The organism is Bacteroides sp. AF32-8BH, from assembly GCF_003435205.1.
Lineage (GTDB): Bacteria > Bacteroidota > Bacteroidia > Bacteroidales > Bacteroidaceae > Bacteroides > Bacteroides ovatus.
The window spans coordinates 63552-90404 of the sequence record NZ_QVLZ01000028.1 but is presented as its reverse complement, the minus strand read 5'-3'; the positions used below and the strand labels follow the sequence as shown (position 1 = coordinate 90404).

Below are 26853 nucleotides of genomic sequence, written 5' to 3'. Positions count from 1 at the left end.
CAATAAATATATAATTGTAAGGCTTTCAGCCTAACCGATAAATTCTCATTTAATCGCAAAATTCCCATTTAACCGCTAAATTCCCATTTAACGAATGAAATATATAAATAAAGAATTATGAATAAAAGACCATTTATCATCTTATCAGCTTTTCTGTTGCTATTTTCCTTGATAGAAAAAGGGCAGGCTACAGAAACTTACCGTCCCGAGACATCGGTTGCCGGATTCATCCAGCTTCCCGGTAGCGGGCGACAAGTCTATAATTTCAATCCGGGATGGCGCTTTTTCAGAGGCGATGTCCGGGGAGCAGAAGCAGTAAACTTTGATGACCGCTCCTGGAATGTCGTTTCCACCCCTCATACCGTAGAGTTGATGCCGGCCGAAGGAAGCGGATGCCGCAATTATCAAGGACCGGCCTGGTACCGTAAGCACTTTGTCCTCCCCGCCGAAACAAAAGGGCAACGGGTGGTGCTTCATTTTGAAGCAGCTATGGGCAAACAGATTCTTTATCTGAATGGTAAACGCATTCAGGAACATCTGGGAGGTTATCTGCCTTTTACTTTAGACTTGACCGCCAATGGCGTACAAGCCGGAGACTCCTGTCTGCTCGCTGTTTTCACGGACAACAGTGATGACAAATCCTATCCTCCCGGAAAACGTCAATATACATTAGACTTTGCTTATCATGGGGGCATTTACCGTGATGTATGGATGATTGCCAAATCTCCGGTAGCTATTACTGACGCTATTGATTCACAAACCGTTGGCGGTGGAGGTGTATTCGTTCATTTTGATAAGATCAGTGAAAAGAGTGCGCAGGTATATGTAAACACCGAAGTTCAGAATGACGACGCCCGTTCCGAGTCAGTCACTGTAGAAACGACTTTGACAGACGCGGATGGAAAAGTAATCAAACGCAGTTCAGGAAAACTTTCTTTAAAGCCGGGAGAGAAAAAATCCATCTGTCAACAGATGGAAGTAAAGAATCCTACTCTTTGGTCACCGGATACACCTTATTTATATAGGGTACAATCACGTATTAAAAAAGGAAATAAGTCCATTGACGGAGGCATTACCCGTGTCGGTATTCGTCTGGCAGAATTCCGTGGTAAAGACGGATTCTGGCTGAATGGCAAACCTTTCGGACAACTGGTAGGAGCCAATCGCCATCAGGATTTTGCATACGTAGGCAATGCTTTGCCGAACTCACAGCAATGGCGTGACGCCAAACGTCTGCGTGATGCCGGATGTACCATTATTAGGGTAGCCCACTATCCCCAAGACCCTGCCTTTATGGATGCCTGTGACGAGCTCGGTTTGTTCGTGATTGTCGCTACTCCGGGATGGCAGTACTGGAACAAAGACCCGAAATTCGGGGAGTTGGTTCATCAGAATACCCGCGAAATGATTCGTCGTGACCGTAATCACCCTTCCGTATTGATGTGGGAACCCATCTTGAATGAAACCCGCTATCCGCTCGATTTTGCCTTGAAAGCTCTTGAGATTACCAAAGAAGAATATCCCTATCCGGGACGTCCGGTAGCTGCTGCCGATGTCCATTCGGCCGGAGTGAAAGAGCATTATGACGTTGTTTATGGCTGGCCGGGTGATGATGAAAAGGAAGACAAGCCAGAGCAATGTATCTTTACCCGTGAATTCGGGGAGAATGTAGACGACTGGTATGCTCACAACAATAATAACCGTGCCAGCCGCAGTTGGGGAGAACGCCCGTCACTGGTACAGGCTATGTCCTTGGCAAAGAGCTATGACGAGATGTACCGCACGACCGGTTTATTTATCGGTGGCGCCCAATGGCATCCGTTCGATCATCAGCGTGGTTACCATCCGGATCCTTATTGGGGCGGTATTTATGATGCTTTCCGTCAGAAGAAATATGCGTATGAAGTATTTCGCAGCCAGTCGCCGGCCAGTCTCCAACACCCATTGGCAGAATGTGGCCCGATGATATTCATTGCTCATGAAATGTCACAGTTCTCCGATAAGGACGTAGTTGTATTCACAAACTGTGATTCAGTCCGTCTTTCTATTTATGATGGAACGAAAACTTGGACGAAACCGGTGGTCCATGCCAAAGGGCACATGCCGAATACTCCCGTTATATTCAAGAATGTCTGGGACTTTTGGGAAGCACGCGGATATAGCTATACTCAAAAGAACTGGCAAAAAGTGAACATGGTTGCCGAAGGAATCATCGACGGAAAAGTGGTATGCACTCAAAAGAAAATGCCTTCCCGACGTTCCACCAAACTACGTCTTTATGTAGATACTCAAAAAGTGAACCTGGTAGCTGACGGCTCCGACTTTATCGTCGTAGTTGCTGAAGTAACCGATGATAGTGGAAATGTGCGCCGTCTGGCGAAAGAGAATATCGTTTTCACGGTAGAAGGTGAAGGAGAAATCATCGGAGATGCTACTATTGGCGCCAATCCCCGTGCGGTGGAGTTCGGCTCTGCTCCGGTGTTGATTCGTTCTACCCGGAAAGCCGGAAAAATAAAGGTGAAAGCCCGCGTACAGTTTGAGGGCACTCAAGCTCCGACAGCTACTGAAATTGAACTGGAAAGCGTTCCTGTAGAATTTCCTTTCTGCTATGAGGAACAGACTTATGAAATACAAAGGACAACACCGTCCACTCTCAATGCAAACCCGGGCAAAGAAGCATCTGAAGGAAAAGTGCAACTGACAGAGGAAGAACGCCAACGGGTGTTAGATGAAGTAGAACGTCAACAGACTGAATTTGGAACTGAAAAATAGTACGATAAAAGTGATTAGCAGGTTAGTGATAAGTGATTAGCAGGGTGATCTGCCAACTTGTTTTTTATATGTTACTAAAGCACTATTCAAAAAAAAAGACTATCTTTGAGTACATTTAATTCCAATTATAGCCATCAATGAGAAAACGGAATATTCTAATACTATTAATATCCATGATAGGCATGTATGCTTTTGCCTATCCAAATATGATTGTAGAACACTACACGGCTGAACGTGGTTTGCCTAATAATATCGTAAACTGTACATTAAAAGGACAAGACGGATTTATCTGGTTCGGTACCTGGTATGGACTATGCAGCTTTGACGGAAGTAAATTCCGTTCCTACGATAACCATGACGGGTTTTATTCCACAGATATTCCGCCGCGTAAGATTCAGCGTATCGTAGAAGATAAGAATGGTTTTCTGTGGATTAAAACTATCGACCGTAAACTCTATCTGTTCGATAAACGGCATGAGAGCTTTCATGCCGTCTACGATGATGTGAAAGAATATTCCGAGAACATTCAGATTATCAAAATTCAGACGACCGAAGAGGGCGACGTGTTGTTGCTGACAAAAGATAAAAGTCTTTTGCGTGCGTACACCGACAAGGAAGGTAAAATAACGATGAAACAATTGCATGATTCGCGTCCTAACGTGAACGTGTACGACATGCGTCTGAAACACAACATATTCTGCGAAACAGCCGAATTTATCAATTGGATCGGTATGGATTATCAGATTCTGTCCCTACGGAAAGGGGAAGCGCTGAAAGACAAACCTGCCGACTTTATACAGAAAAAAGTATCTGCCAACCCGGATCAGTTTACTTGTGCCTCCTATAATTCTAAATTCTTATGGTTGGGAGACAAGAAAGGCCACATTTATAGCATTGATCCGCAAAACGGAGTGGTCAACCGTTACGAGATACCGGAAATCAAACAGCCGGTTTCTAATTTGCTGGTAACGGAATCCGGTTTGATGTACATTACCACCAACGAAGGAGCATACGAGTACAATATCGGCTACAAGCAGTTGACCAAACTCCCCTTTACCATCCCCGAAAAAGACAATGGAATTATATTCTATGATAAATATGATAAGGTATGGTTTCAGGAGGGTAACCAAGCATTGACCTATTATGATCCCCTGAACAGGAGCCATCACCGCTTTACATTCCCCAATCAGAACGCAATCGGCAATTTTGAAATGCAGGATGCCGGCGAACAGGGCATGTTCTTTATGACTCCGGGAGGAGAAATTCTTCTATTCGACAGGGAGAAACTGGAAATGACCCGTATCAACCAATTGAAGCCTTTCTCCGACGATCTTCCCAATCAGCTTTTCTTCCATCTTCTGCTGGATAAAGATGGCATCCTTTGGCTGGCATCTACGAGCAGCGGAGTATACAGGCTTAATTTCCCCAAGAAGCAATTCCAACTGCTGACAGAAGTTTCTCCAGCTCCGGTGGTGCCCGAGAGATCGACTTCCTGGAATCAGGGAATACGTGCTCTCTTCCAGGCGCAAAATGGGGATATTTGGGTAGGAACCCGCTGGCAAGCCCTGTATCGCCTGGATCGTAACGGACAAGTGAAACAAATCTTCTCGGATAAGAACTATCTGTTAGGAGCCGTATATCATATTATGGAAGACAAAGACGGTAATCTTTGGTTTTCCACCAAAGGAAACGGGCTTGTTAAAGCCGAACCGGACATGAATTCACCGCACGGGTTGCGTTTTACCCGTTATATCAATGACCCCAAGAATCCGAATTCTATCAGTAACAACGATGTGTACTTTACTTATCAGGACAGCCAGGGACGCATTTGGGTAGGATTACTGGGAGGAGGTCTGAATCTAATTTCCGAAGAGAACGGAGCAATTACCTTTATACATAAATACAATGGCTTGAAACAATATCCTGCATACGGTCTTTATATGGAGGTACGTACCATGACGGAAGATGAAGACGGACGTATTTGGGTAGGAACAATGGATGGGCTGATGTCTTTCGACGGACATTTCACTGCCCCCGAACAGATCCAGTTTGAAACGTACCGCCAGGTCAGCGAAAATTCAAACGTAGCGGATAACGATATTTATGTACTCTACAAAGATACTGATTCGCAAATCTGGGTAAGTGTATTCGGAGGCGGTTTGAATAGATTAGTCCGCTATGATAAAGAAAAACATGAGCCGATTTTCAAATCATACGGCATGCGTGAAGGAATGAATAACGATGTAGTCAAGTCCATCGTAGAAGATAAAAACGGTAACTTATGGTTTACAACGGAAATAGGCTTGTCCTGTTTCAATAAGGCTACCGAACAGTTTCGTAACTACGACAAATACGACGGTTTCCTAAATGTGGAATTGGAAGAGGGTAGTGCCCTCCGTACCTTGAATGGAGATTTGTGGATTGGTACCCGGCAGGGAATCCTAACATTCTCTCCCGACAAACTGGAAACATTGCATACGAACTACGATACACGTATTGTTGACTTTAAAGTTTCCAACCGCGATCTGCGTAGTTTCCGCGAATGTCCGATTCTGAAAGAATCCATCACATACGCCAAAGCAATCGAACTGAACTACAATCAATCCATGTTCACGATTGAATTTGCCGCATTGAATTTCTACAATCAAAACCGGGTATCTTACCGGTATATACTTGAAGGATATGAAAAAGAATGGCATTATAACGGAAAGAATCGTATCGCTTCTTATACCAACGTGCCTCCCGGAGACTATACATTCCGTGTAGAAACCGTAGATGAAGCCAATCCAGAGCTGGTTTCCAACTGTACATTGGCTATTACTATCCTTCCACCGTGGTGGTTGAGCTGGTGGGCAACCCTTATATATGTAATTCTAGGTTTGGCAGCTCTCTATTTCAGCCTGCGCCTGGCTTTCTTCATGCTCAAAATGAAGAATGATATTTATATCGAGCAGAAGGTCTCGGAGATGAAAATCAAGTTCTTTACCAATATCTCTCATGAATTGCGCACTCCTTTGACATTGATAAAAGGTCCGATACAGGAACTAAGAGAACGCGAAAAGCTCTCTCCGAAAGGATTGCAATATGTGGACCTGATGGAGAAGAACACCAATCAAATGCTGCAATTAGTGAATCAGATCCTTGATTTCCGGAAGATTCAGAACGGCAAGATGCGTTTGCATGTGTCATTAATTGATTTTAATGAGATGATAGCCTCTTTCCAGAAAGAATTCCGGGTACTTTCCGAAGAAAACGAGATCAGTTTTACTTTCCAGTTGCCGGATGAACCGATTATGGTATGGGCGGACAAGGAAAAAATGAGCATTGTTATCCGCAACATCATATCCAACGCATTCAAATTCACTCATTCCGGAGGAAGTATTTATATAACTACCGGATTGACGGACGACGGTAAACGTTGTTATGTACGGGTGGAAGATAACGGAGTAGGTATTCCACAAAATAAACTGACCGAGATTTTCGAACGCTTCTCGCAAGGAGAGAACGCGAAAAACTCCTATTATCAGGGCACGGGTATCGGATTGGCACTTTCAAAAGAGATCGTCAATCTGCATCACGGACAGATTCGTGCCGAAAGTCCCGAAGGACAAGGAGCGGTGTTTATTGTAGAACTCCTGATGGATAAGGAACATTACCGTCCGTCGGAAGTAGACTTCTATGTGGGAGATACGGAGACAGCCCCTGTTGCGGTAGAACAAGATCCTGTTGCAAATGCCATATCCGAAGACGGTACGGAGGAAGAAGAACCGGAAATCGACGCTTCATTACCGACCCTTCTGTTGGTGGAAGATAACAAAGACCTTTGCCAGTTGATAAAGCTTCAGTTGGAAGACAAGTTCAATATCCATATTGCCAATAACGGAGTGGAAGGTTTGAAGAAAGTACACCTGTATCATCCGGATATTGTGGTGACCGATCAGATGATGCCCGAAATGGATGGGCTTGAAATGTTGCAATCCATCCGCAAAGATTTCCAAATCAGCCATATCCCTGTCATTATCCTGACTGCGAAGAATGATGAAGGCGCCAAGACCAAAGCGATCACTTTAGGGGCGAACGCCTACATCACCAAACCTTTCAGTAAGGAATATCTGTTGGCACGTATCGACCAGTTGCTTGCCGAACGGAAACTGTTCCGTGAACGAATCCGTCAGCAAATGGAAAACCAGACGACGACCGAAGAAGACAGCTACGAACAATTTTTGGTAAAGAAAGACGTACAGTTCCTCGAAAAGATACATCAGGTCATTGAAGAAAATATGGATGACAGTGACTTTAACATTGACACCATAGCATCCGGTATCGGATTGAGCCGTTCGGCATTCTTCAAGAAACTGAAGAGTCTTACCGGCCTGGCACCCGTCGATCTGGTAAAAGAGATTCGTTTGAATAAATCTATCGAGCTGATTAAAAATACGGATTTAAGTGTTTCCGAAATTGCTTTTGCTGTCGGATTCAAGGATTCGGGATATTATAGTAAGTGTTTCCGGAAAAAATATAATCAGTCCCCTCGCGAATATATGAATGAATGGCGGAAAGGAGAGAGATAACCGATTACAAAATGCTTTCTTAATCGTCCTTTTAGAAACCTAATTAAGATTCGAAAGAATGAACAACATTAAGAAAGTATTATCAGCGTGGATGCTGGTTGCCTGTGTACTACCTGTGGCAGCCCAGTATCCTGTAATTCCGGACTCGGTAAAAGCAAGAGGAGCAAAACAAGAAGCGGAGTTTGAACGGAAATCGGATGCGGCATGGGAAAAAGCTTTGCCGACAGTGTTAGAAGAAGCAAAGAAAGGTCGTCCCTATAAGCCTTGGGCCTCCAAACCCGAAGATTTGATAAAAAGTAATATCCCGGCTTTCCCCGGCGCGGAAGGCGGAGGTATGTATACTCCCGGTGGTCGTGGAGGTAAAGTGATCGTGGTCACTTCGCTGGAAGATTCCGGCCCCGGAACATTACGCGAAGCCTGCGAAACGGGAGGTGCACGTATTATTGTATTCAATGTAGCGGGAGTGATTCGTTTGAAAAGCCCGATTAGCGTACGTGCCCCTTATGTAACGATTGCCGGACAAACAGCTCCCGGAGATGGTATCTGCGTCACCGGACAATCTTTCCTGATCGATACACACGATGTCGTGATTCGCCACATGCGCTTCCGCCGCGGTGCGCAGGACGTAGCTTTCCGTGATGATGCAGTAGGAGGGAATGCGGTTGGAAATATTATGGTAGACCATTGCTCCGCCAGTTGGGGATTGGATGAAAATATGTCTATCTACCGTCATGTATACAACAGAGGGGCAGACGGACACGGGCTGAAACTTCCGACGGTAAACATTACCATCCAGAATTCTATTTTCTCTGAAGCATTGGATACCTACAACCATGCTTTCGGTGCAACCATCGGTGGGCATAACAGTATGTTCTGCCGTAATCTCTTTGCTTCCAACATCAGCCGGAACAGTTCGGTAGGTATGGACGGCGACTTTAACTTCGTCAATAATGTTGTTTTCAACTGGTGGAACCGTTCCGTAGACGGAGGCGATCACAACAGTTTCTACAATATGATAAACAACTACTTCAAGCCCGGTCCGATCACTCCGATAGGTAAACCGATCTCTTATCGTATTCTCAAACCGGAAGCGGGACGTGACAAAAACAGACCGCTTTCATTCGGAAAAGCATACGTAAACGGAAATATTATCCATGGCAATGCCAAAGTTACAAAAGATAACTGGGACGGAGGCGTACAACTTAATGAAGACGTGGACGCCGCAAAGTTTTTGCCGCTAATTAAATCGGACGAGGCTTTCAAAATGCCACCGGTAACTGTAATGGATACCAAAAAAGCTTATACCTTTGTATTAGATAATGTAGGAGCTAATTTTCCGAAACGTGACGCAGTAGATGCACGTGTCATTAAAACCGTACAAACAGGAAAGGCCATTTATGCGAAAGATGCACCGGAGTTTGTCTCTCCTTACGTGAAGAGACGGTTACCGGCTGATTCTTACAAGCAAGGTATCATCACAGATATTCGTCAGGTAGGCGGACTGCCCGAATATAAAGGTGAAGCGGTAGTAGACTCGGACGGCGACGGTATGCCGGATGCTTGGGAAATAGCTAACGGATTGAATCCGAATGACCCGACCGACGCCAACATGGACTGCAACGGTGACGGATATACCAATATTGAAAAATACATCAATGGTATAGACACCAGAAAGAAAGTGGACTGGACAGACTTGAAGAACAATTACGATACATTGTCTAAACGGAAAAGTCTGTTGTAACCGGATGAAAAGAGATTAAAGTTTATTATAATGAATATACAAGTAAGAACGATCCTTTTAGGATTATTGAGCATTGGGTTTGTGCAAAGTTATGCGCAAACCTTTGCTTTACAGGTTAAGAATGACCAGATCACTTACCTGAATGATGATCGGGGAAACCGGATTCTCGATTTCTCTACATGCGGATATAAATCCTCCGAACAGGATATTCCTTCTGTCCGCAATGTGGTGTTTGTACCCTGGAAAGCCGGAGATAATACTGCGCGTATTCAACGTGCCATTGATTATGTAGCTTCGCTGGCTCCTGACGCTTCCGGTTTTCGGGGAGCCGTATTACTCGATCAGGGAGAATTTTCCCTGTCCGGCAGTATTCGTATCTCCGCATCCGGAATTGTATTGCGGGGAACGGATAAAGAAAAAACAATACTGCTGAAAAAGGGCGTAGACAGAGGTGCGCTTATCTATATGGAAGGAGTGGACGACCTGAATGTGCAAGACACATTGAAGGTGCTTTCCCACTATGTTCCGGTAAACGCGAGAAGATTGGAAGTTGCTTCGGGTGTTTCTCTGAAAAAAGGAGATCGCGTCATGGTTACCCGTCCTTCCGGCAAAGAATGGATTGCCTCTTTGGGTTGTGATATTTTTGGAGGAGGTATCAGTGCTTTGGGATGGAAAGAAGGTGACATGGATCTGACTTGGGACAGAACAGTCTGCGAAGTAAACGGCAACCAGATAACACTGGATGCTCCGCTGACCGTGGCTTTGGATGCCAACTATGGAACTTCTTCCCTGTTGACTTATCAATGGAACGGACGTATTCACGATTGTGGCGTAGAAAATATGACACTGATTTCTGATTACGACAAGCGTTATCCTAAAGACGAGGATCATTGCTGGACAGGTATCTCCATTGAAGATGCGGAAAACTGTTGGGTGAGACTGGTTAATTTCAAGCATTTTGCAGGAAGTGCTGTAATTGTTCAGCGTACAGGTTCCAAAATTACCGTTGAAGACTGTATCTCGAAAGAACCCGTTTCAGAAATCGGAGGGATGCGTCGTTGCACTTTCCATACGCTGGGACAACAAACTTTATTTCAACGCTGCTATTCGGAACAGGGTATTCATGACTTTGCTGCCGGATATTGTGCAGCCGGTCCCAATGCTTTTGTACAATGTGATTCGTATGAATCTTTGGGATTCAGCGGTTCTATTGATGCCTGGGCATGCGGACTGCTGTTTGACGTAGTAAATATCGACGGTCATAACCTGACTTTCAAGAATTTGGGACAAGATAAAAACGGAGCCGGTTGGAATACGGCAAACAGTTTGTTTTGGCAATGTACCGCAGCGGAAATCGAATGTTATGCCCCGGCAAAAGATGCGATGAACCGTGCATACGGTTGTTGGGCACAATTCTCCGGTGACGGTGAATGGGCACAATCCAACAATCATGTACAACCTCGTAGTATTTTTTATGCTCAATTGGAAGAACGGTTAAACAAAGAATGTGCAGAACGTGCACGTATTCTGCCCAGAAATACAAGTGCAACCAGTAGTCCTACAGTGGAAGTAGCTATGGAACTCGCTAAAGAAGCATATAATCCACGGTTGACGTTGGAACATTGGATAGGTGATAATAAGTTTGCTCCTTCGGTGGCATCAACCGGAGTAAAATCAATTGATGATATTAAAGAGAAAAAGAGCGCTGCACTTGCAAATTCTTCTTCTTTTTCTGCTGCTGCTAAATTATTAACCCAACCGGAAGTAACTGTAACCAATGGACGTATTCAGATGGACGGAGCTCTATTGGTTGGAGGTAGTCATACCACCCCTTGGTGGAACGGAAAGCTCAAAACCAATTATCTGAAAAAGGCAAGTCCGGCCATCACCCGCTTTGTGCCGGGACGCGAAGGATTGGGATTAACCGACCGCATTGATTCTGTAGTCGACTTTATGAAACAGAAAAACATTCTTGTTTTCGATCAGAATTACGGTCTTTGGTATGACCGTCGCCGGGATGACCACGAACGGGTTCGCCGTCGGGATGGTGATGTATGGGGGCCTTTCTATGAACAGCCATTCGGTCGTAGCGGTCAGGGAACAGCATGGGAAGGATTGAGCAAATATGATTTGAAACGCCCTAATGCATGGTACTGGAGCCGCTTAAAAGAATTTGCGGAAAAAGGAAATAAAGATGGATTACTTTTATTCCATGAAAACTATTTCCAGCATAATATTTTGGAAGCCGGTGCGCATTGGGTAGATTCTCCATGGAGAAGCAGCAATAACATCAATCAGACCGGATTTCCTGAACCTGCTCCATTTGCCGGAGACAAACGAATCTTTGTGGCGGATATGTTCTATGACATCAGTCATCCTGTTCGTCGTGAATTGCACAGACAATATATCCGTCAGTGCCTGAATAACTTCGCAGACAATTCGAATGTTATTCAGTTGACAAGCGCCGAATTTACAGGCCCGTTGCACTTCGTACAATTTTGGTTGGACGTGATAGCTGAATGGGAAGCTGAAACCGGGAAGAAAACGAAAGTGGCATTGAGTACAACGAAAGACGTACAGGATGCAATCCTTGCAGATCCCAAACGCGCTGCCGTAGTAGATATTATTGATATTCGATACTGGCATTATAAGACGGATGGAATCTTTGCGCCGGAAGGTGGAAAGAATATGGCGCCACGTCAGCACATGCGTAAGATGAAAGTAGGAAAGGTGACTTTCACAGAAGCATATAAAGCTGTCAATGAGTATCGTCAGAAATTTCCTCAAAAGGCAGTGACATTCTACGCACAGAATTATCCGGCTATGGGATGGGCTGTGTTTATGGCAGGAGGTTCATGTCCTGTAATTCCGTGCACAGATAAAGCGTTCCTGAAGGATGCAGCAGCAATGGAAGTGGAAGAAACAAATACGGATGAGTACAAGAAAATGGTAAAATCTGATATTGGAAGTATCATTTATTCCAAGTCCGGAACAGAAATTCCTGTTCAATTATCGTCCGGAAAGTATGTATTAAAGTACATCCACCCTGCTTCCGGAAAGATCGAAACGATAAATAAATCACTGAAAATAAACGGTTTATACAATCTAAAGGTACCAGATAAGAAAGAAGGCATTTATTGGTTCCATAAGTTATAAAGCAGAGAATCCCGTTGAAGACCATTCAGTGGGATTTTTGCTTTTTATTGGTAATTTCTAGTAAAAGAGTGTTATAAAACATGATACTTGTTTTTTCAATCCACAAACCAGATTTTACCTAACGTTGCGGTCGATACTGCTTAGTTTTGCAACATCAAATCAATCGAATTAATGCTATGATGGAACAGACTAATCATTCAACCGACACTTTGCTCGCTTCTTTTCAAGCGGGAAACATGGCAGCTTTTTCACAGCTGTATAACTTGCACATCAATGTCCTTTTTAATTACGGATTGAAGTTGACCATTGATAAAGAGTTACTGAAAGATTGTATTCATGACATCTTCGTGAAACTCTATACAAAGAAAGATGAATTAGGAACAATCGATAATTTGAGATCTTATTTATTCATCTCCTTAAAGAATAAGTTGTGTGATGAACTTCGCAGACGTATGTATATGTCTGATACGGCAGTAGAAGAAGTTAGCATATCCACTCCTACAGATGTAGAAGATGATTATATGGAAGAAGAGCAACGCAAGAATGAATTCTCATTGGTAAGACGTCTCTTAGACCAATTATCTCCCCGCCAACGCGAAGCGCTTACATTATATTATATAGAAGAAAAGAAATACGAGGATATTTGCGAGATTATGAATATGAATTATCAGTCTGTACGCAACTTGATGCATCGCGGATTGACAAAATTGCGTAGTCTGGCGAGTTAATTTTAGTAAAAAGGTAAATGGGTTGAGTACATAGACAGGATAACGCCGTCCTACTTATGTAAACGCTTAAAAAGGATGCGATATGTGCTCAAAGGTAATGGATTTTTTGACGGATGATGATTTTATCAACTATGTGCTGGGTGTAACTCCGCAATCAGCTTCCCAATGGGAAACTTATTTCAGAGAGCACCCGGAAGAGATGGCAGATGCAGAAGAAGCTAAAGCTGTATTATTGGCTCCGGCAAATGTAGACTGTGGCTTCTCAATAGTTGAAAATAACGAATTGAAAGATAGGATTATTAGTAGTATAAAAGATTTTTCGGGTATTTTGTAGATAGGTTAGTATAGTTAAGATAAAGTAGTTAGGTTAGTTAAGGCATTAAAAGATTGACGCAGTCTTTCACAGGAAGTTTAATTTTAAACACTGTGAAAGGCTGCGTTTTTTATTTGTTCTATTCAGGTTTATCGCTAGATTCCTGAATATTGAAAGCACTACTGAAACTGACAATTAATACGATGCATCCGCCCAATATGCCGATAAGCATATAAGCGATACGGATATCGAACGCCTGCGAGATGGCACCGATAAGCAGGGGAGCAATCAACGAACCTATAAAACTGATACTTGACAGAATGGTAAGTGCAATACTGACCGGTGTTTTTGATTTGGCTCCCACGAAGCTGTACAAAGTAGGCACAATGCAGGAAATACCCAAGCCGACCAGCATGAAACCCAAAGAATTGATAATTACTTTCATGGCCATAGTTCCAAAAACTCCTCCTAACAGAGCAGAAACAAAAAAACCGATACAGATAAAGCTGCCCGCCAGTTGCAGGACTTTCTTCTTTCCCCAAAGCTGATAAGCATAGTTAGTCAGGAAACGGCCCGTTGCCATCATAATCATAAATACAAGAAAACCGATTTGCAATGATTTAGGTACATGAACCACTGATTCGAAATAAACGGCACTCCAGTCGAACATCGCACTTTCTACAATCAGTGCAAACAGTCCGACAAGTCCTAACTGCAAAAGCAACATTTCCGGTTTTTGAAATAACAGGCGAAAACCATTGGGAGCTTTGGCTGTATTTCTTTCCTGCGTCTTTGTATCAGAAACTTCCGTTTCCTGCGGTGCGCTCTCCTGCAAATATTTCCGCCCGGAAAGTGCAATTATAAGGATGATGATAAATATCAGTGTATAATGCCAGATGGGGGAGACTCCTGCCAAAATCATTACGAAGCCGATAAGTGCTCCTGCACATGCCCCCAGACTCCATCCTCCATGAAAAGTGGCCATAATGGTTTTACCATAGATACGTTCCACCTCAATGCCTTGTGTATTGAATGATATATCGCACAAATTCCAGCACACACCGAAGCAAAAGAGCAGAAAGCCTAAAAGATAGACCTCATGAGCCAGTCCGACACAAAGCAGGGATGAAGCGTATCCCAGGATACTGACCTGTACCATACTCCGGCTTCCTAACTTCGAAACAAGATAGCCAGCCAAGGGGATCGCAACAAACTTTCCGACAGGAATCATAAATAAAATCAGTCCCCAGTAGAAAGCATAATTTGCGGCAAAAACGTCTTTAAAATCAGGGATTCGGCTGGCCCAACTTGCCATACAAAGTCCTTGGGCAAAGAAAAAAGTCAATATGGCAAAACGTATTCTCTCTTTAGGATGCGTAAATTGGTTATTCATGCATTTTTTATTTTTAATCGCGGCAAAGGTATCTATTTTTTTTGTACTTTTGCGCCCGATTTAAAAATATCATATTCATGAAGACAGGCGAATCTTTATTATCCATAGGTAAATTTATTGCAGAATATTCAGCCCATTTAATGGGGGCCGGAGTACACACCTCGCGGGTGGTACGCAACACAAAGCGTATTGGAGAGGCTTTCGGACTAGATGTCAAATTAAGCGTATTTCATAGAAACATCATTCTGACTATTATAGACAAAGAAACAAACGAGGCTTGTAACGAGGTTATAGACATTCCTGCACACCCGATCAGTTTTGAACATAATTCAGAGTTAAGCGCATTGAGCTGGGAAGCAGTAGACAATCATTTGTCATTGGAAGAATTGAAAGACAAATACAAGAAGATTATTTCTGCTCCGCGGATACACTCTCTTTTCGTATTATTATTAGTAGGATTTGCCAATGCCTCTTTCTGTAAATTATTTGGTGGTGATTTAATTTCGATGGGAATCGTGTTCTCGGCTACCATTACAGGATTCTACCTGAAACAACAAATGCAGGCGAAAAAGATCAATCATTATGTTGTATTTATTGTTTCGGCTTTTGTTGCTTCCCTGTGTGCTTCCACCGCGCTGATTTTCGATACAACTTCGGAGATTGCCATGGCGACCAGCGTGCTTTATCTTGTGCCTGGGGTTCCCTTGATTAATGGCGTGATTGATATAGTGGAAGGATATGTATTAACAGGATTTGCCCGTCTGACAGAGGCTTCTTTGTTGATTGTCAGCATCGCTATCGGACTTTCCTTCACATTATTAATGGTAAAAAACAGTTTAATTTGATATGATAGCACTTGACATTCTTACGGATGGATTTTTTGCAGCAGTAGCAGGTATAGGATTTGGTGCAATTTCCGATCCTCCTTTGCGTGCATTCAAGATGATTGCCATACTGGCAGCATTGGGACACGCCTGTCGTTTTTGTTTGATGACCTATTTAGGCGTGGATATTGCCACAGGTTCGTTGTTTGCCGGATTAGTCATCGGCTTCGGTAGTTTGTGGTTAGGGAAAAAGGTATATTGCCCGATGACAGTATTGTACATTCCGGCGTTACTTCCTATGATTCCGGGAAAGTTTGCATACAACATGGTATTTTCACTTATCATGTGTCTGCAAAATGTGAATGATCCGGATAAGCTGGACAAGTTTATGTCGATGTTCTTCTCTAATACTCTGATAGCAAGCACAGTGATTTTCATGTTGGCGGTAGGAGCTACGTTCCCGATGTTCCTGTTCCCACATAGAGCCTTTTCATTAACAAGACACTAAAACGAACTTTTATGGAGATTTTTTGGAGAACAATTGCATATTATAATTCAGCTACCTGGCTGTTACAGATAGTTATCATTCTGATTGGTATTGCATTGACCGGATTGCTTATCGGCCGGCCACGTCCGTGGGTGAAAATGGCGATGAAGTTCTATATGATAGGTCTGTATACGTGGATTTCGGTGGTCTACTATTATATCTACTGTGAAGAACGCAGCTATAATGGGGTGATGGCTATGTTTTGGGGTGTGATGGCTATCATTTGGATATGGGATGCGATTACGGGATATACTACCTTCGAACGTACCCACAAATATGATCTACTGTCTTATGTCCTGTTGGCAATGCCTTTTATATATCCTTTGGTTTCATTGGCACGCGGACTTTCATTCCCGGAAATGACTTCTCCGGTCATGCCTTGTTCGGTAGTTGTGTTTACCATCGGATTGTTATTGCTGTTTGCGCAAAAGGTCAATATGTTTTTGGTATTGTTCCTTTGCCATTGGTCACTGATCGGATTATCCAAAACTTATTTCTTTCAGATTCCGGAAGATTTCTTATTGGCAAGTGCCACGATCCCCGGCCTGTATCTTTTCTTTAGGGAATATTTCCTGAATAATCTGCATGCCGACACCAAGCCGAAAGCAAAATATATCAATTGGCTGTTGATAAGCGTTTGCGTCGGACTGGCCGTGTTGCTGACTACTACCATGTTTTTGGAATTGGTTCCGAAGGGTTAATCTGGAAACATAGAAGATATTCAAATCAAAAAAGAGGCCGTTCAAAAAAGCCTTGATTTTATAAAATTGTCCTTACTACGATAGACTGTAGTAAGGACGATTTTTCTTTTAGGAACTTTGAGAACAGTTTCTTTTATATATCGTATCGTTTACTTAATTGCGTAGAATATCCGTAAGGCATATTGTATCACTGCATCAGGCAACCATTTTTTACTCTTCGCAAACAATACCTGTATCCAGGGACCTACTTTCGTCCGAAAAGGAGGATTGGTACGTTCCACTATCTTACAGATGGCAGCACCCAACTTCTGCGGATGGCATCCATTACGTTCCTCTTTTTCTATAATCTCCAATGATTTCAGAAAACTTTCTCCGTAATCAGCATCCAGTCTTGTCTGTTCGGAGATATTCCGGTTATCAGTAAATCCGGTGTTGAAATCTCCCGGTTCTACTACACAAACCTTTATATGGAACGGATGAACCTCTAAAGCCAATGCTTCGCTATATCCCTCCACTGCAAATTTCGAAGCAGAATAAAATCCCTGATAGGGAATTCCCATTACACCACCGATAGAACTGATATTGATAATCTTGCCCTTTCGCGCCTTTCGCATAGATGGCAAAACAGCTTTACACATATTCACTACGCCGAAGAAGTTTGTATTCATTTGTATATTCACTTCTTCTTCAGTAGCAAGTTCTAATGCGCCGCCGATACCTATTCCGGCATTATTAATCAATACGTCAATCCGTCCCTGCTCCGATAGAATCCGCTCTACGGCCTGACAAACGGAAAGGAAATTGGTAACATCGACAACAAGCATCTTTACTTGATTCATGTCTTCAGAAGGTTTCCGGCTTGTTCCATAAACGATGTGCCCTCGTTCCGATAACATTTGAGCGGTAATCTTGCCGAATCCGGAAGATGCTCCGGTGATAAGTATGACTTGTGGTTGCATATTTCTTATTTGCGGTATGATACTAACTGCTCAATTTTCATTTCTCCAAGATAGCAGTCATTTCTTCCCGCCAATCTTCACCATTCTTCGGCTGGAACGTTTCAAATCCGAGTTCCTTGCCTATATGGATATTTGAAGCGCCGTCATCAACAAATAAAGTTTCGGAAGGAATGATATTACAATCATTCACCATAAATTCGAAAATTTCGGGTGCAGGTTTTGTATGACCGACCTGATAAGACAAATATAGTTTGTCACAATAATCATTCAACGGCTTTTTCTTCGATGAGAAATCGGGGCTGCATGCCCACGACATAACAAAAGGATTGGTATTACTTAAAATATACACATGATAGGACTTTCTCAATTCCAATATATAATCGAGCTTATTTAGATTTACTTCGTTGAAAAAGCCCAGCCATGCCTGTTTGGTTTCCTCCATCGTCAATGGACGGCCACATAAATCCCCCAGTTGTTTCCGAAACTCATCCGCACTTAGCTTTCCTTCTTCCAGTTCTTGAAAGATGCCGGTCTGGTGATATTTATCCAGCCGGGTATCAGCATCTGCTAGTCCCAGTTTGATAAATGCCTGAACCGCTTTGTCACGATCAATATCTACAATCACTCCTCCAAAATCAAATACAATGTTTTTAATCATGATATATAATTTTCTTGTTTGCTACAAAGATACGGCTTATCTTCTTAATTAATAACCCGCATCGGCTTGATATTTGTCAAAAAAACATAGTGACGCTATCCTGTCAGGATAGTGACGCCATTTAGCAAGGATAGTGTCACTATAAGAACAGGATAGCGTCACTATATTTTGTGTAACTTATAGAAGCATAAATGCCGATTATTTTTTATATTTGCAAATCCAATCAATCCTTTGCAAAGACAAAAATAGAGTTATGAATAATCTTCGAATTTTATTGTATATGATGCTCCTTTCACTAGCTGCCTGCCATCCGGAAGGGACGAGCGTGAAGCAAGGGCTGGACAAGGCTGCGCAACTGATGGAGCAGGACCCTGATACAGCATCCATTATTCTTGAGACTATTCAGTCAAGCCAAATGAATGAGGCTCAACTGGCAGAGTATAATTTATTGTGTACCCAGCTCAACGAGGATAAAAACATTCCTCATTCCTCTGATAAGCAGATTAGGCAGGCGGCATCTTATTATGAGAAACACGGTGATGAATATCAAAAATCTAAAGTATATTATTATCTTGCCTGTGTAGAAAGTGATTTGGAACAGAAAGAGGATGCAGAAATCCACTTTAAAGAGGCGATCAAACTTGCCAAAGAAACAGAGGAATACGATCATCTGGCAAAAATATGCAAACGATGTAGTCTTTATTATCAGAAATACGGTAACTTTGATGAAGCACTGGAAATGGAAAGAAAGGCATACGCCAGTCAGTTGATATTAAATGATAACAAAAGTGATTCCTCGGTCATTCTGTCTTCTGCTTTAGGTATGTTTGGTGTGATGTCTTTGTTGCTTGGACTACTCTGGAAGAAAAACCGGCACGCACTTTCCCAACTGGATCTTTTCAAAGAGGAAATACTGAAGAAAGATGTCGAATCGGATAAACTGATGTTGCGGTGTAATCATCTCGAAGAGAAGTATCAGTCTCTTCAGTTACATATCTATGAAAGTTCTCCGGTTGTCTCAAAAGTACGGCAATTTAAGGAACGGAATGTTTTGTCTTCTAAAATCCCTTCTTTCTCCGAGAAAGACTGGACAGAGTTGCTGCGACTTCAAGAGAATGTTTATGGACTTGTTTCTAAATTGAAAGAGATAAGTCCAAAACTCACAGAAGAAGATTTAAGGGTATGTGCTTTTCTACGGGAAGGAGTTCAACCGGCTTGCTTTGCTGATTTAATGAAACTGACTACAGAGACGCTGACCCGGAGAATCTCCAGAATAAAAACGGAGAAACTGATGTTGGCAAATTCTAAAGAGTCACTGGAAGATATTGTGAAATCATTGGGGGATCTTTCATTTTGTGCAAGAAATTAATTATTATCTGGTAATGATTCATTATCTCCTTACTACATTTAAGGCTTTTCGTTGCAGAGATTAATGTTTTTTGGTACAGAAATTAGTAATCTTTTATGCAGTCGGGTAGTTGTCCCGTTATAACGGGACGATGGGCATCCTATAGGGTGACAAATGTCACTTTATAAGGTGATATTTGTCATTCTGTAATATGATTATCTGTCTTTAGAAGAATGAAAGTCATTAAAGATACGAAATTAAATAGCAAAAAACAAGAGTGGCACTTGTTTTTCCTAATATCCCAATAGTTTTTTCATATTTGATACATTGTCATTTTTATGCCATTTACTTTACTATGCCATTATTAATTTGTACCTAATTTATCCTCTGTCTGTTTTTGTCTATCTCTTCACTTTTATTATTATTGATTATCAACATATTATCATTGACGACCGTCCGTATCCGTCCGGTAAAAAATGCCTGTTTTAGCAGTATGTCCTGTAACTTTGCAAATAAAAAAGTACAGAACAATGAGCAACTTATTATTTAAAAGATGGAATGATTTCGGTGGGTGGCTGGTCTTTCTGATAGCAGCATTTGTGTATGGGATGACCATCGAACCAACCGCAAGTTTCTGGGATTGTCCCGAATTTATTTCTTGTGCTGAAAAATTACAGGTAGGGCATCCGCCGGGAGCACCTTTCTATATGCTTGTCGGCAACCTGTTTACCCAGTTTGCTTCCGATGCTTCGCAAGTGTCGGGAATGGTCAACTTTTTAAATGCACTATTGAGTGCCGGTTGTATCTTGTTTCTTTTCTGGAGTATTACCCGATTAGTGAGAGCCTTGCTTGTGGGCGATGAACGGAAATTATCTGTTATGGATGTTATTATCATTCTGGGAGCAGGTTTTGTGGGAGCTTTAGCTTATACTTTCAGTGATACATTCTGGTTTAGTGCGGTAGAGGGGGAGGTATATGCCTTCTCTTCTTTCCTCACAGCCTTGGTATTTTGGATGATTCTTCGCTGGCAGGATGAAGCAGATTCTGTGTCCGGTGACCGCTGGATTATCCTGATAGCCTATATTATAGGGCTTTCAATCGGAGTGCATTTGCTTAATCTGCTTTGTATTCCTGCCATTGTATTAGTGTTCTATTACCAAAAATATCAGACTCTATCACTCAAGGGAGTTATCGGGGCCATTGCATTATCCGGTATTCTTATTGTATTGATTCTTTTTGTTTATATACCCGGAATGGCTGATGTAGGAGGATGGTTCGAATTATTCTTTGTCAATGTGATGGGATTACCCTTCCAGTCAGGATTGATCGTCTTTCTGGGTTTGGTCCTGTTTTTACTGATAGGAGCCATTTATCGGTTCAGAAAACGCATCGTGAATACCGGTTTGTGGTGTTTACTCATGCTCACCATAGGATATACCACCTATGCGGTCATACTCATTCGTGCCAATGCTAATACGCCGCTCAATGAGAATGCACCGGATACTATTTTCACACTCAAAAGCTACCTGAATCGCGAACAGTATGAAAGTGCTCCTTTACTTTATGGGAGAACCTATGCGTCCGAACCGGAGTATGTGCCCGAAGGAGACTATTACAAGGTAAAGACAGAAAAAGGTAGTGCCATCTATCGGCCGGATAAGAAAGAAGGCAAGTATAAAATTATTCGCTATAAGGAAGACGTGTGCTACACTCAAAATATGTTATTTCCGCGAATGTGGAATGATCGTTCGGCCGCTTCTTACAAAGGATGGTCCGGTGGAGGTGCGAATGAGGCTCCTACACAAAAAGAGAACCTGACTTATTTTATCACATACCAACTCAATTACATGTACTGGCGCTATTTCTTATGGAATTTTGTCGGACGACAGAATGATATTCAAGGAAGCGGTGAACCGGAACATGGTAACTGGATTACAGGAATTTCCTGGCTTGATAATCTGCGACTGGGGGATCAAAAACTTTTGCCGGAATCTTTGCGTGAGAACAAAGGTCACAATGTGTTCTATGGCTTACCATTATTATTAGGATTACTCGGTATCTATTGGCAATGGACACGTGGAAAAAAAGGCAAGCAGCAATTCAGTGTCTTATTTTTCCTTTTCTTTATGACGGGATTGGCTATTGTGCTCTATCTGAATCAGACTCCCGGACAACCCCGTGAACGGGATTATGCGTATGCAGGTTCGTTTTATGCGTTCGCTATCTGGATTGGAATGGGAGCCGCCGGATGCTGTGACATGCTTCGCAGGAAACAGGCAAAAATCCTCCCAGTCGGCTTACTTATGCTGCTTTGCCTGTTTGTCCCCATACAAATGGCAAGCCAGACTTGGGATGACCACGATCGAAGCAACCGGTATACCTGTCGTGACTTTGGTGCTAATTATCTGATGACACTTCCCGACAAAGGAAATCCGATCATATTCTGTGAGGGGGATAATGATACGTTCCCCTTGTGGTATAATCAGGATACGGAAGAAGTACGCAGAGATGTACGTATCTGCAATTTAAGTTATGCGCAGACCGACTGGTACATTTATCAGCAACAATGTCCTCTGTACGATGCTCCCGGACTGCCGATCAGTTGGGATCAAAATCAATACCAGGAAGGGAAGAACGAATATGTGGCTGTTCGTCCGGAATTGAAGAAACAGATAGAAGCATTGTATCAGAAACATCCCGAAGAAGCCCGTGATAGTTTTGGAAATGATCCGTATGAAATAAAGAATATCCTGAAATATTGGGTGTTCGCAGAGAAACAGGAATTCCATGTGATACCTACCGATACTATAAATATTTATATTGATAAGGATGCAGTACTCCGTTCTGGAATGATGTTGCCTGAAGCCATTCGTCATTTAAAAGGGGAAGAACTAAGAGATGCAATACCGGATAAACTGTCTATTTCTCTAAAAAATATACGTCTGTTGACTAAAGTGGACTTACTCATGCTCGAGATCCTGGCTAACTGTAACTGGGAACGTCCCCTGTACATGGCTATCTCGGTAGGCAACTCCAGTAAACTGAAATTTGATGACTACTTTGTTCAGGAAGGGTTAGCATTCCGGTTTACTCCTTTCAACTATAAAGAATGGGGAGACGTGGAAGAAGGCAATGGATATGCCATAGATACGGAGAAGCTCTACGAGAATGTGATGAACAGATATAAATACGGTGGATTGGATACTCCCGGACTTTATCTGGACGAAACAACCCTGCGCATCTGTTATTCTCATCGAAGGCTCTTTGCGCAACTGGCTAAAGAATTGGTGAAACAAGGAGACGACATCCGTGCCAGAAAAGTATTGGAATATGCTGGGCAAGCTATTCCGGCATATAATGTTCCTGAAGTATACGAGAGTGGTTCGTATGATATAGCCACCGCTTATGCTTCCATAGGAGAAACGCAGAAAGCGACCGATCTATTGAATCATCTGATAGCAGAATCGGAAAATTATATCGACTGGGCTTTCTCATTGGGAGATAACCGGATAGGGATGGTTCAACAGGATTGTTTGTATAGGTTCTGGCAATGGAATCAGTGTAATGAATTACTGAAGAGTATGGATAAAGAGAGATATGAACAGAGTAATCAGCAATTTGAAAAGAAATATATGCGCTTTACTCAACTAATGAATTATCACAACTAAACTCAAAGAATATGAAATCGAAAAGAATAAGAGAAGAAGAAATAAAAACAGTATTGGGCAAAAGAAATTACGTCATCTTAATTATTGGCTCTATATTGATTATCATAGGATATATATTAATGAGCGGCGAGGGGAGTACCCTTGCCGCCTATAATCCCGATATATTTAGTGGAACACGCATACGTATTGCCCCATTATTGTGTTTATTGGGGTATCTACTGAATGTATTCGGTATTCTTTACCGTCCTCGTCAAAGGGGATTTAATCTTTCAATAGAGGTAACTGATTGAGCATATTTCTAAGTTTGATTGCCACTCGTGGCATAGGTTCGGCAACTGTAAGTCCTACCAGATCATATTCGGAGGATATATCATTAATGATACGAACTACTTCTTCAATCTTCATGCCGTTAGGCTCAACGCCTACGGCAGCGATTATCTCTGCCGGGTCCAATACATCCATATCGAAATGTATAACCACCTTCGAAACCCCGGTACTTTTCAGCCATTCCATAATCTTTGTACGATCATTGGCAACTTCCTGTGGAGATAATCCTTTAATTCCCAGCTTTCTTTGTCGTTCCTGCATACCCTCATCCCATGAGCGGAGTCCGACAATCAGGGCTTTGGAAGCATCCGTTTTTCCCGGAAGTAATTCCATTATTTCTTCATCTCCCATTCCCAAACAAGCTGTTAGTGCCATTGCATGATAACCCTTATATTCATCATAAGGCAGATTGATGTCGGGATGTGCGTCTATCCAGACGATAGCTACATCATCCGGGTATCTATTGATTAAATAAGTAAACGGAACAACACTAACGGAACATTCTCCTCCTAAAGTGACAATCCGATCCGGATGATTCTCTTTAAGCAGATCAAGCGCAGCTTTAGTTTGTTTCAGTATGACACTGCGTGCACTGATACCTTTTTCCGTCGCTCTGTCATTTATATCCAGTGAAACCGGAACTTCGACCGTATTCTGACCGGTCTGTGGGGCTAAATAGTTCAATAACTGTGCTCCCAGATAGTAGCCTCTGGATGAATCTTCCGCCGGAATATCAGGCATCCAATGATCTACAATTCCTCCTTGCCATTGAGGATAGATAAAACGAAGAGTTGATTTTTTATTTTCCATATTTACATTGTTTGTTACTTTTTCTTGTGCATTCATTGAAACGACTCCAACGACTAATGCAAGTGATAATAAATACTTTCTCATCTTTTTGAAGCAAAAGTAGGGAATACCTGAAACATCGGCAAGTAGGGACGAATTATTCATATACTGATAAATTTAGCCCTATACTACATTTGGGGATTATTATTTTTGTTTTTGTAGTGATATCCTTATTTTTGCAGAAAAGCAGAAAACTATGTATAAGAAGAAAATTCCTTTTGATATTGATTGTGGGATAAAGATTACGATGGAAGTGATCGGGGGAAAATGGAAAAGTTGCATCATTCAGGAATTATGCACTGGTCCGAAACGTCCCAGCGAGCTGCATCGTTTATTTACCGAGGCAAGTCCCCGGGTCATCAATCAACAACTGAAAGAATTGGAGATGCACGGCATTATCAGCAAAAAGATATTCATGGAGCTTCCTCCCCATTCGGAATATGCTATCACCGAATTGGGAAAGACGCTGATTCCTCTGATTGAGCAACTGGAAATCTGGGGTGATAGCTTTCGTCCGGAGATGAAGAGAATCTTGAAAATAGAATAAATCTTTCTAATATCATTAATATTTCAAAAAAGACCATCTATCTAAAATAAATTATTGCTTCTTTTGTCCTAATGAAATGAAAATTGGGAGATAGTATGAATAACAACATTGATATAAAAACGCTGGAGGCCTTTCAGGATGGGAATCACAAGGCCTTTGAGACTATTTTTATAGCATACTACAACAAAACCAAAACATTCATTGACGGATATATAAAATCAGAACCTGATGCGGAAGAGCTGACAGAGGATTTATTTGTCAATCTTTGGATCAACCGTCATTCGATTGATACGTCCAGATCATTCAATTCTTATTTGCACACCATTGCAAGAAATGCAGCAATCAACTTTCTGAAACATAAATATGTGTGTGATGCCTATCTGAACAATAATCAAGAAACAGGATATAGCTCTACTTCCGAAGAAGACCTTATTGCCAAGGAATTGGAAATGCTGATTGACGAACTTGTCGGAGGAATGCCCGAACAACGGAGAATGATTTATACATTGAGTCGTAACGAAGGATTATCCAATGCCGAAATTGCCGAACGCCTGAATACTACCAAAAGAAATGTTGAAAGCCAGCTAAGTCTTGCTTTGAAAGAAATACGGAAGGTTATTTCATGTTTCCTGGTATCACTATTATAGCATTATATTTTTTTTCATTCTGCTTTATAAAAAAAACTTCCACTTTCTTATTGAGCTTTTTGCCACTAAACTGTATATATAGTAAAGTGCAGCAAAAATGAAGAAAAGTAATATCAGTAAAATCATCAAAATGTTCCTCTCCGCACGCTTTCCATCCGAAACGGAAGAGAAAGTGCAGAAGTGGATCATTAAAGACCAAAATCAGCAGGCGAAAGCAAAAGCTTCATTGGATTATTGGAATGAATTGGACGTAGAAGCCGATTCGAGCACTTATGTCTCATTGGAACGGGTAAACTTAAGAACAGGATATAATAAGGAGCATCTGACCAACGTAGCTTCTTATCAGAAGTTTGCCCGTGTTGCCGCCGTTATTGTTCCTTTGTTTTTATTGGCAGGAGGAATGTTCTACTATCTTTCTCCCCGAAACGAAATGATAGAGGTATCTGTTGCCTATGGAGAACAGAAGCGTCTAATCTTGCCGGACAGTTCGGAAGTATGGTTGAATGCGGGAAGTTCCATTTTATACCCGGAGACTTTTGCCAAAGATAAACGTCAGGTCATTCTCAACGGTGAAGCTTATTTCTCTGTCAAAAAAGATACTGCAAGTCCTTTTATTGTAGAAACCTCCCAACTCTCTGTGAAAGTTCTTGGAACCAGGTTCAATGTGAAAGCCTATCCTAATGATGAGAAAATAACGACTACATTGACTAGCGGTAAAGTGGAAGTGAGTGTCCGGTCTCAACCTCCCCATATACTAAAGCCCGATGAGCAGCTTACATACGACAAAAAATCATCAGATATTCACATATCAGTGATAGATACGAATGATACAAATTGTTGGATGGCGGGAAAACTAGTATTTACCAATGCCAGCGCCGGAGAAATATTCCGAACCTTGGAAAGGCACTATAACACCACTATTGATAATACAGCAATTATCCCCGCATCCAAACGATATACGGTTAAATTTCTGAAAGATGAAAGTCTGAATGAAATACTAAATATATTGAAAGATATCATCGGCTTTGATTATCAGCAATATGAAAAGAAAATAGTATTAACCCGACAATAAAAAGAAACAGCCTATGAATAAAAAGAACCGGG

The 26853-nt window shown here is 42.0% G+C and carries 19 protein-coding genes; 15 read left to right on the top strand and 4 right to left on the bottom strand.

From position 1 onward, the window contains the following. The first annotated feature begins 117 nt into the window (after nt 1-117). The 6 genes from DWZ47_RS19625 (at nt 118) to DWZ47_RS19600 (ending at nt 13302) form a co-directional block, all read left to right on the top strand. Nucleotides 118-2772, top strand: coding sequence for a glycoside hydrolase family 2 protein (locus DWZ47_RS19625; protein WP_117514340.1), 2655 nt, complete (start codon nt 118-120; stop codon nt 2770-2772). A 137-nt stretch (nt 2773-2909) separates the two neighbouring features. Next, nucleotides 2910-7343 (top strand): two-component regulator propeller domain-containing protein, encoded by a 4434-nt coding sequence (locus tag DWZ47_RS19620; RefSeq protein WP_117514338.1) that lies wholly within the window; start codon nt 2910-2912, stop codon nt 7341-7343. A gap of 58 nt (nt 7344-7401) precedes the next feature. Next, nucleotides 7402-9084 carry a polysaccharide lyase gene (locus DWZ47_RS19615; RefSeq protein WP_117514336.1) on the top strand — a complete coding sequence of 561 codons (1683 nt, stop codon included), beginning with the start codon at nt 7402-7404 and terminating at the stop codon, nt 9082-9084. Between the two features lie 30 nt (nt 9085-9114). Further along, nucleotides 9115-12240, top strand: coding sequence for a DUF6298 domain-containing protein (locus DWZ47_RS19610; protein WP_117514334.1), 3126 nt, complete (start codon nt 9115-9117; stop codon nt 12238-12240). A gap of 176 nt (nt 12241-12416) precedes the next feature. Next, on the top strand, nt 12417-12968 hold the full coding sequence (locus tag DWZ47_RS19605) for an RNA polymerase sigma factor (RefSeq protein WP_004296026.1): 552 nt from the start codon (nt 12417-12419) through the stop codon (nt 12966-12968). 82 nt (nt 12969-13050) lie between these two features. Next, on the top strand, nt 13051-13302 hold the full coding sequence (locus tag DWZ47_RS19600) for a hypothetical protein (RefSeq protein ID WP_004309749.1): 252 nt from the start codon (nt 13051-13053) through the stop codon (nt 13300-13302). Between the two features lie 118 nt (nt 13303-13420). Here the strand turns inward: DWZ47_RS19600 and DWZ47_RS19595 are convergent, their stop codons facing one another. Beyond that, entirely contained in the window at nt 13421-14674 is a 1254-nt protein-coding gene (locus DWZ47_RS19595; RefSeq protein WP_117514332.1) for an MFS transporter, read from the bottom strand. A gap of 77 nt (nt 14675-14751) precedes the next feature. Between DWZ47_RS19595 and DWZ47_RS19590 the strand changes: the two genes are divergently transcribed. From DWZ47_RS19590 to DWZ47_RS19580, 3 genes are read left to right on the top strand one after another with little or no spacing between them, the layout of a single operon-like run. Then, nucleotides 14752-15519: a threonine/serine exporter family protein gene (locus DWZ47_RS19590; RefSeq protein ID WP_008775697.1), complete on the top strand. Its 768-nt coding sequence runs from the start codon at nt 14752-14754 to the stop codon at nt 15517-15519. 1 nt (nt 15520) lies between these two features. Beyond that, nucleotides 15521-16006 carry a threonine/serine exporter family protein gene (locus DWZ47_RS19585; protein ID WP_004318282.1) on the top strand — a complete coding sequence of 162 codons (486 nt, stop codon included), beginning with the start codon at nt 15521-15523 and terminating at the stop codon, nt 16004-16006. Nucleotides 16007-16017: 11 nt separating this feature from the next. Continuing rightward, nucleotides 16018-16746 (top strand): DUF6064 family protein, encoded by a 729-nt coding sequence (locus DWZ47_RS19580; RefSeq protein WP_049702848.1) that lies wholly within the window; start codon nt 16018-16020, stop codon nt 16744-16746. A 149-nt stretch (nt 16747-16895) separates the two neighbouring features. On the opposite strand, the gene DWZ47_RS19575 is transcribed toward DWZ47_RS19580, so the two are convergent. Together DWZ47_RS19575 and DWZ47_RS19570 are read right to left on the bottom strand one after the other, a co-directional pair. Then, the gene (locus DWZ47_RS19575) at nt 16896-17705 is read right to left on the bottom strand and encodes an SDR family oxidoreductase (protein WP_117514330.1); all 810 of its coding nucleotides are present in this window, start codon (nt 17703-17705) and stop codon (nt 16896-16898) included. 37 nt (nt 17706-17742) lie between these two features. After that, nucleotides 17743-18363 carry an HAD family hydrolase gene (locus tag DWZ47_RS19570; RefSeq protein ID WP_004314330.1) on the bottom strand — a complete coding sequence of 207 codons (621 nt, stop codon included), beginning with the start codon at nt 18361-18363 and terminating at the stop codon, nt 17743-17745. A gap of 253 nt (nt 18364-18616) precedes the next feature. On the opposite strand from DWZ47_RS19570, the gene DWZ47_RS19565 reads away from it, so the two are divergent. The 3 genes from DWZ47_RS19565 to DWZ47_RS19555 all read left to right on the top strand — a co-directional run bounded on the left by DWZ47_RS19565 (nt 18617) and on the right by DWZ47_RS19555 (nt 23669). Next, entirely contained in the window at nt 18617-19732 is a 1116-nt protein-coding gene (locus tag DWZ47_RS19565; RefSeq protein ID WP_117514328.1) for a tetratricopeptide repeat protein, read from the top strand. A gap of 509 nt (nt 19733-20241) precedes the next feature. Continuing rightward, nucleotides 20242-23379, top strand: a complete 3138-nt coding sequence (locus DWZ47_RS19560; protein WP_008775691.1) for a DUF2723 domain-containing protein — start codon at nt 20242-20244, stop codon at nt 23377-23379. 11 nt (nt 23380-23390) lie between these two features. Continuing rightward, entirely contained in the window at nt 23391-23669 is a 279-nt protein-coding gene (locus DWZ47_RS19555; RefSeq protein WP_004296016.1) for a DUF3098 domain-containing protein, read from the top strand. Here the strand turns inward: DWZ47_RS19555 and DWZ47_RS19550 are convergent. Then, nucleotides 23641-24660, bottom strand: a complete 1020-nt coding sequence (locus DWZ47_RS19550; protein WP_004296015.1) for an arginase family protein — start codon at nt 24658-24660, stop codon at nt 23641-23643. The genes DWZ47_RS19555 and DWZ47_RS19550 overlap by 29 nt on opposite strands. 91 nt (nt 24661-24751) lie before the next feature. Between DWZ47_RS19550 and DWZ47_RS19545 the strand changes: the two genes are divergently transcribed. From DWZ47_RS19545 to DWZ47_RS19535, 3 genes are all read left to right on the top strand, one after another. Further along, the gene (locus DWZ47_RS19545; protein ID WP_004296014.1) at nt 24752-25102 is read left to right on the top strand and encodes a winged helix-turn-helix transcriptional regulator; all 351 of its coding nucleotides are present in this window, start codon (nt 24752-24754) and stop codon (nt 25100-25102) included. Nucleotides 25103-25197: 95 nt separating this feature from the next. Then, a complete protein-coding gene (locus DWZ47_RS19540; protein WP_004296013.1) occupies nt 25198-25749 on the top strand; it encodes an RNA polymerase sigma-70 factor in 552 nt (183 codons plus the stop codon). A 97-nt stretch (nt 25750-25846) separates the two neighbouring features. Next, nucleotides 25847-26821 carry a FecR family protein gene (locus DWZ47_RS19535; protein WP_004309739.1) on the top strand — a complete coding sequence of 325 codons (975 nt, stop codon included), beginning with the start codon at nt 25847-25849 and terminating at the stop codon, nt 26819-26821. The last annotated feature ends 32 nt before the right edge of the window (nt 26822-26853 follow it).

Excerpts from the sequence above, each read along its gene's own strand:
- DWZ47_RS19625 (WP_117514340.1), top strand. The coding sequence starts at position 118 with ATGAATAAAAGACCATTTATCATCTTATCAGCTTTTCTGTTGCTATTT.
- DWZ47_RS19620 (WP_117514338.1), top strand. The coding sequence starts at position 2,910 with ATGAGAAAACGGAATATTCTAATACTATTAATATCCATGATAGGCATG.
- DWZ47_RS19615 (WP_117514336.1), top strand. The coding sequence starts at position 7,402 with ATGAACAACATTAAGAAAGTATTATCAGCGTGGATGCTGGTTGCCTGT.
- DWZ47_RS19610 (WP_117514334.1), top strand. The coding sequence starts at position 9,115 with ATGAATATACAAGTAAGAACGATCCTTTTAGGATTATTGAGCATTGGG.
- DWZ47_RS19605 (WP_004296026.1), top strand. The coding sequence starts at position 12,417 with ATGATGGAACAGACTAATCATTCAACCGACACTTTGCTCGCTTCTTTT.
- DWZ47_RS19600 (WP_004309749.1), top strand. The coding sequence starts at position 13,051 with ATGTGCTCAAAGGTAATGGATTTTTTGACGGATGATGATTTTATCAAC.
- DWZ47_RS19595 (WP_117514332.1), bottom strand. The coding sequence starts at position 14,674 with ATGAATAACCAATTTACGCATCCTAAAGAGAGAATACGTTTTGCCATA.
- DWZ47_RS19590 (WP_008775697.1), top strand. The coding sequence starts at position 14,752 with ATGAAGACAGGCGAATCTTTATTATCCATAGGTAAATTTATTGCAGAA.
- DWZ47_RS19585 (WP_004318282.1), top strand. The coding sequence starts at position 15,521 with ATGATAGCACTTGACATTCTTACGGATGGATTTTTTGCAGCAGTAGCA.
- DWZ47_RS19580 (WP_049702848.1), top strand. The coding sequence starts at position 16,018 with ATGGAGATTTTTTGGAGAACAATTGCATATTATAATTCAGCTACCTGG.
- DWZ47_RS19575 (WP_117514330.1), bottom strand. The coding sequence starts at position 17,705 with ATGCAACCACAAGTCATACTTATCACCGGAGCATCTTCCGGATTCGGC.
- DWZ47_RS19570 (WP_004314330.1), bottom strand. The coding sequence starts at position 18,363 with ATGATTAAAAACATTGTATTTGATTTTGGAGGAGTGATTGTAGATATT.
- DWZ47_RS19565 (WP_117514328.1), top strand. The coding sequence starts at position 18,617 with ATGAATAATCTTCGAATTTTATTGTATATGATGCTCCTTTCACTAGCT.
- DWZ47_RS19560 (WP_008775691.1), top strand. The coding sequence starts at position 20,242 with ATGAGCAACTTATTATTTAAAAGATGGAATGATTTCGGTGGGTGGCTG.
- DWZ47_RS19555 (WP_004296016.1), top strand. The coding sequence starts at position 23,391 with ATGAAATCGAAAAGAATAAGAGAAGAAGAAATAAAAACAGTATTGGGC.
- DWZ47_RS19550 (WP_004296015.1), bottom strand. The coding sequence starts at position 24,660 with ATGAATAATTCGTCCCTACTTGCCGATGTTTCAGGTATTCCCTACTTT.
- DWZ47_RS19545 (WP_004296014.1), top strand. The coding sequence starts at position 24,752 with ATGTATAAGAAGAAAATTCCTTTTGATATTGATTGTGGGATAAAGATT.
- DWZ47_RS19540 (WP_004296013.1), top strand. The coding sequence starts at position 25,198 with ATGAATAACAACATTGATATAAAAACGCTGGAGGCCTTTCAGGATGGG.
- DWZ47_RS19535 (WP_004309739.1), top strand. The coding sequence starts at position 25,847 with ATGAAGAAAAGTAATATCAGTAAAATCATCAAAATGTTCCTCTCCGCA.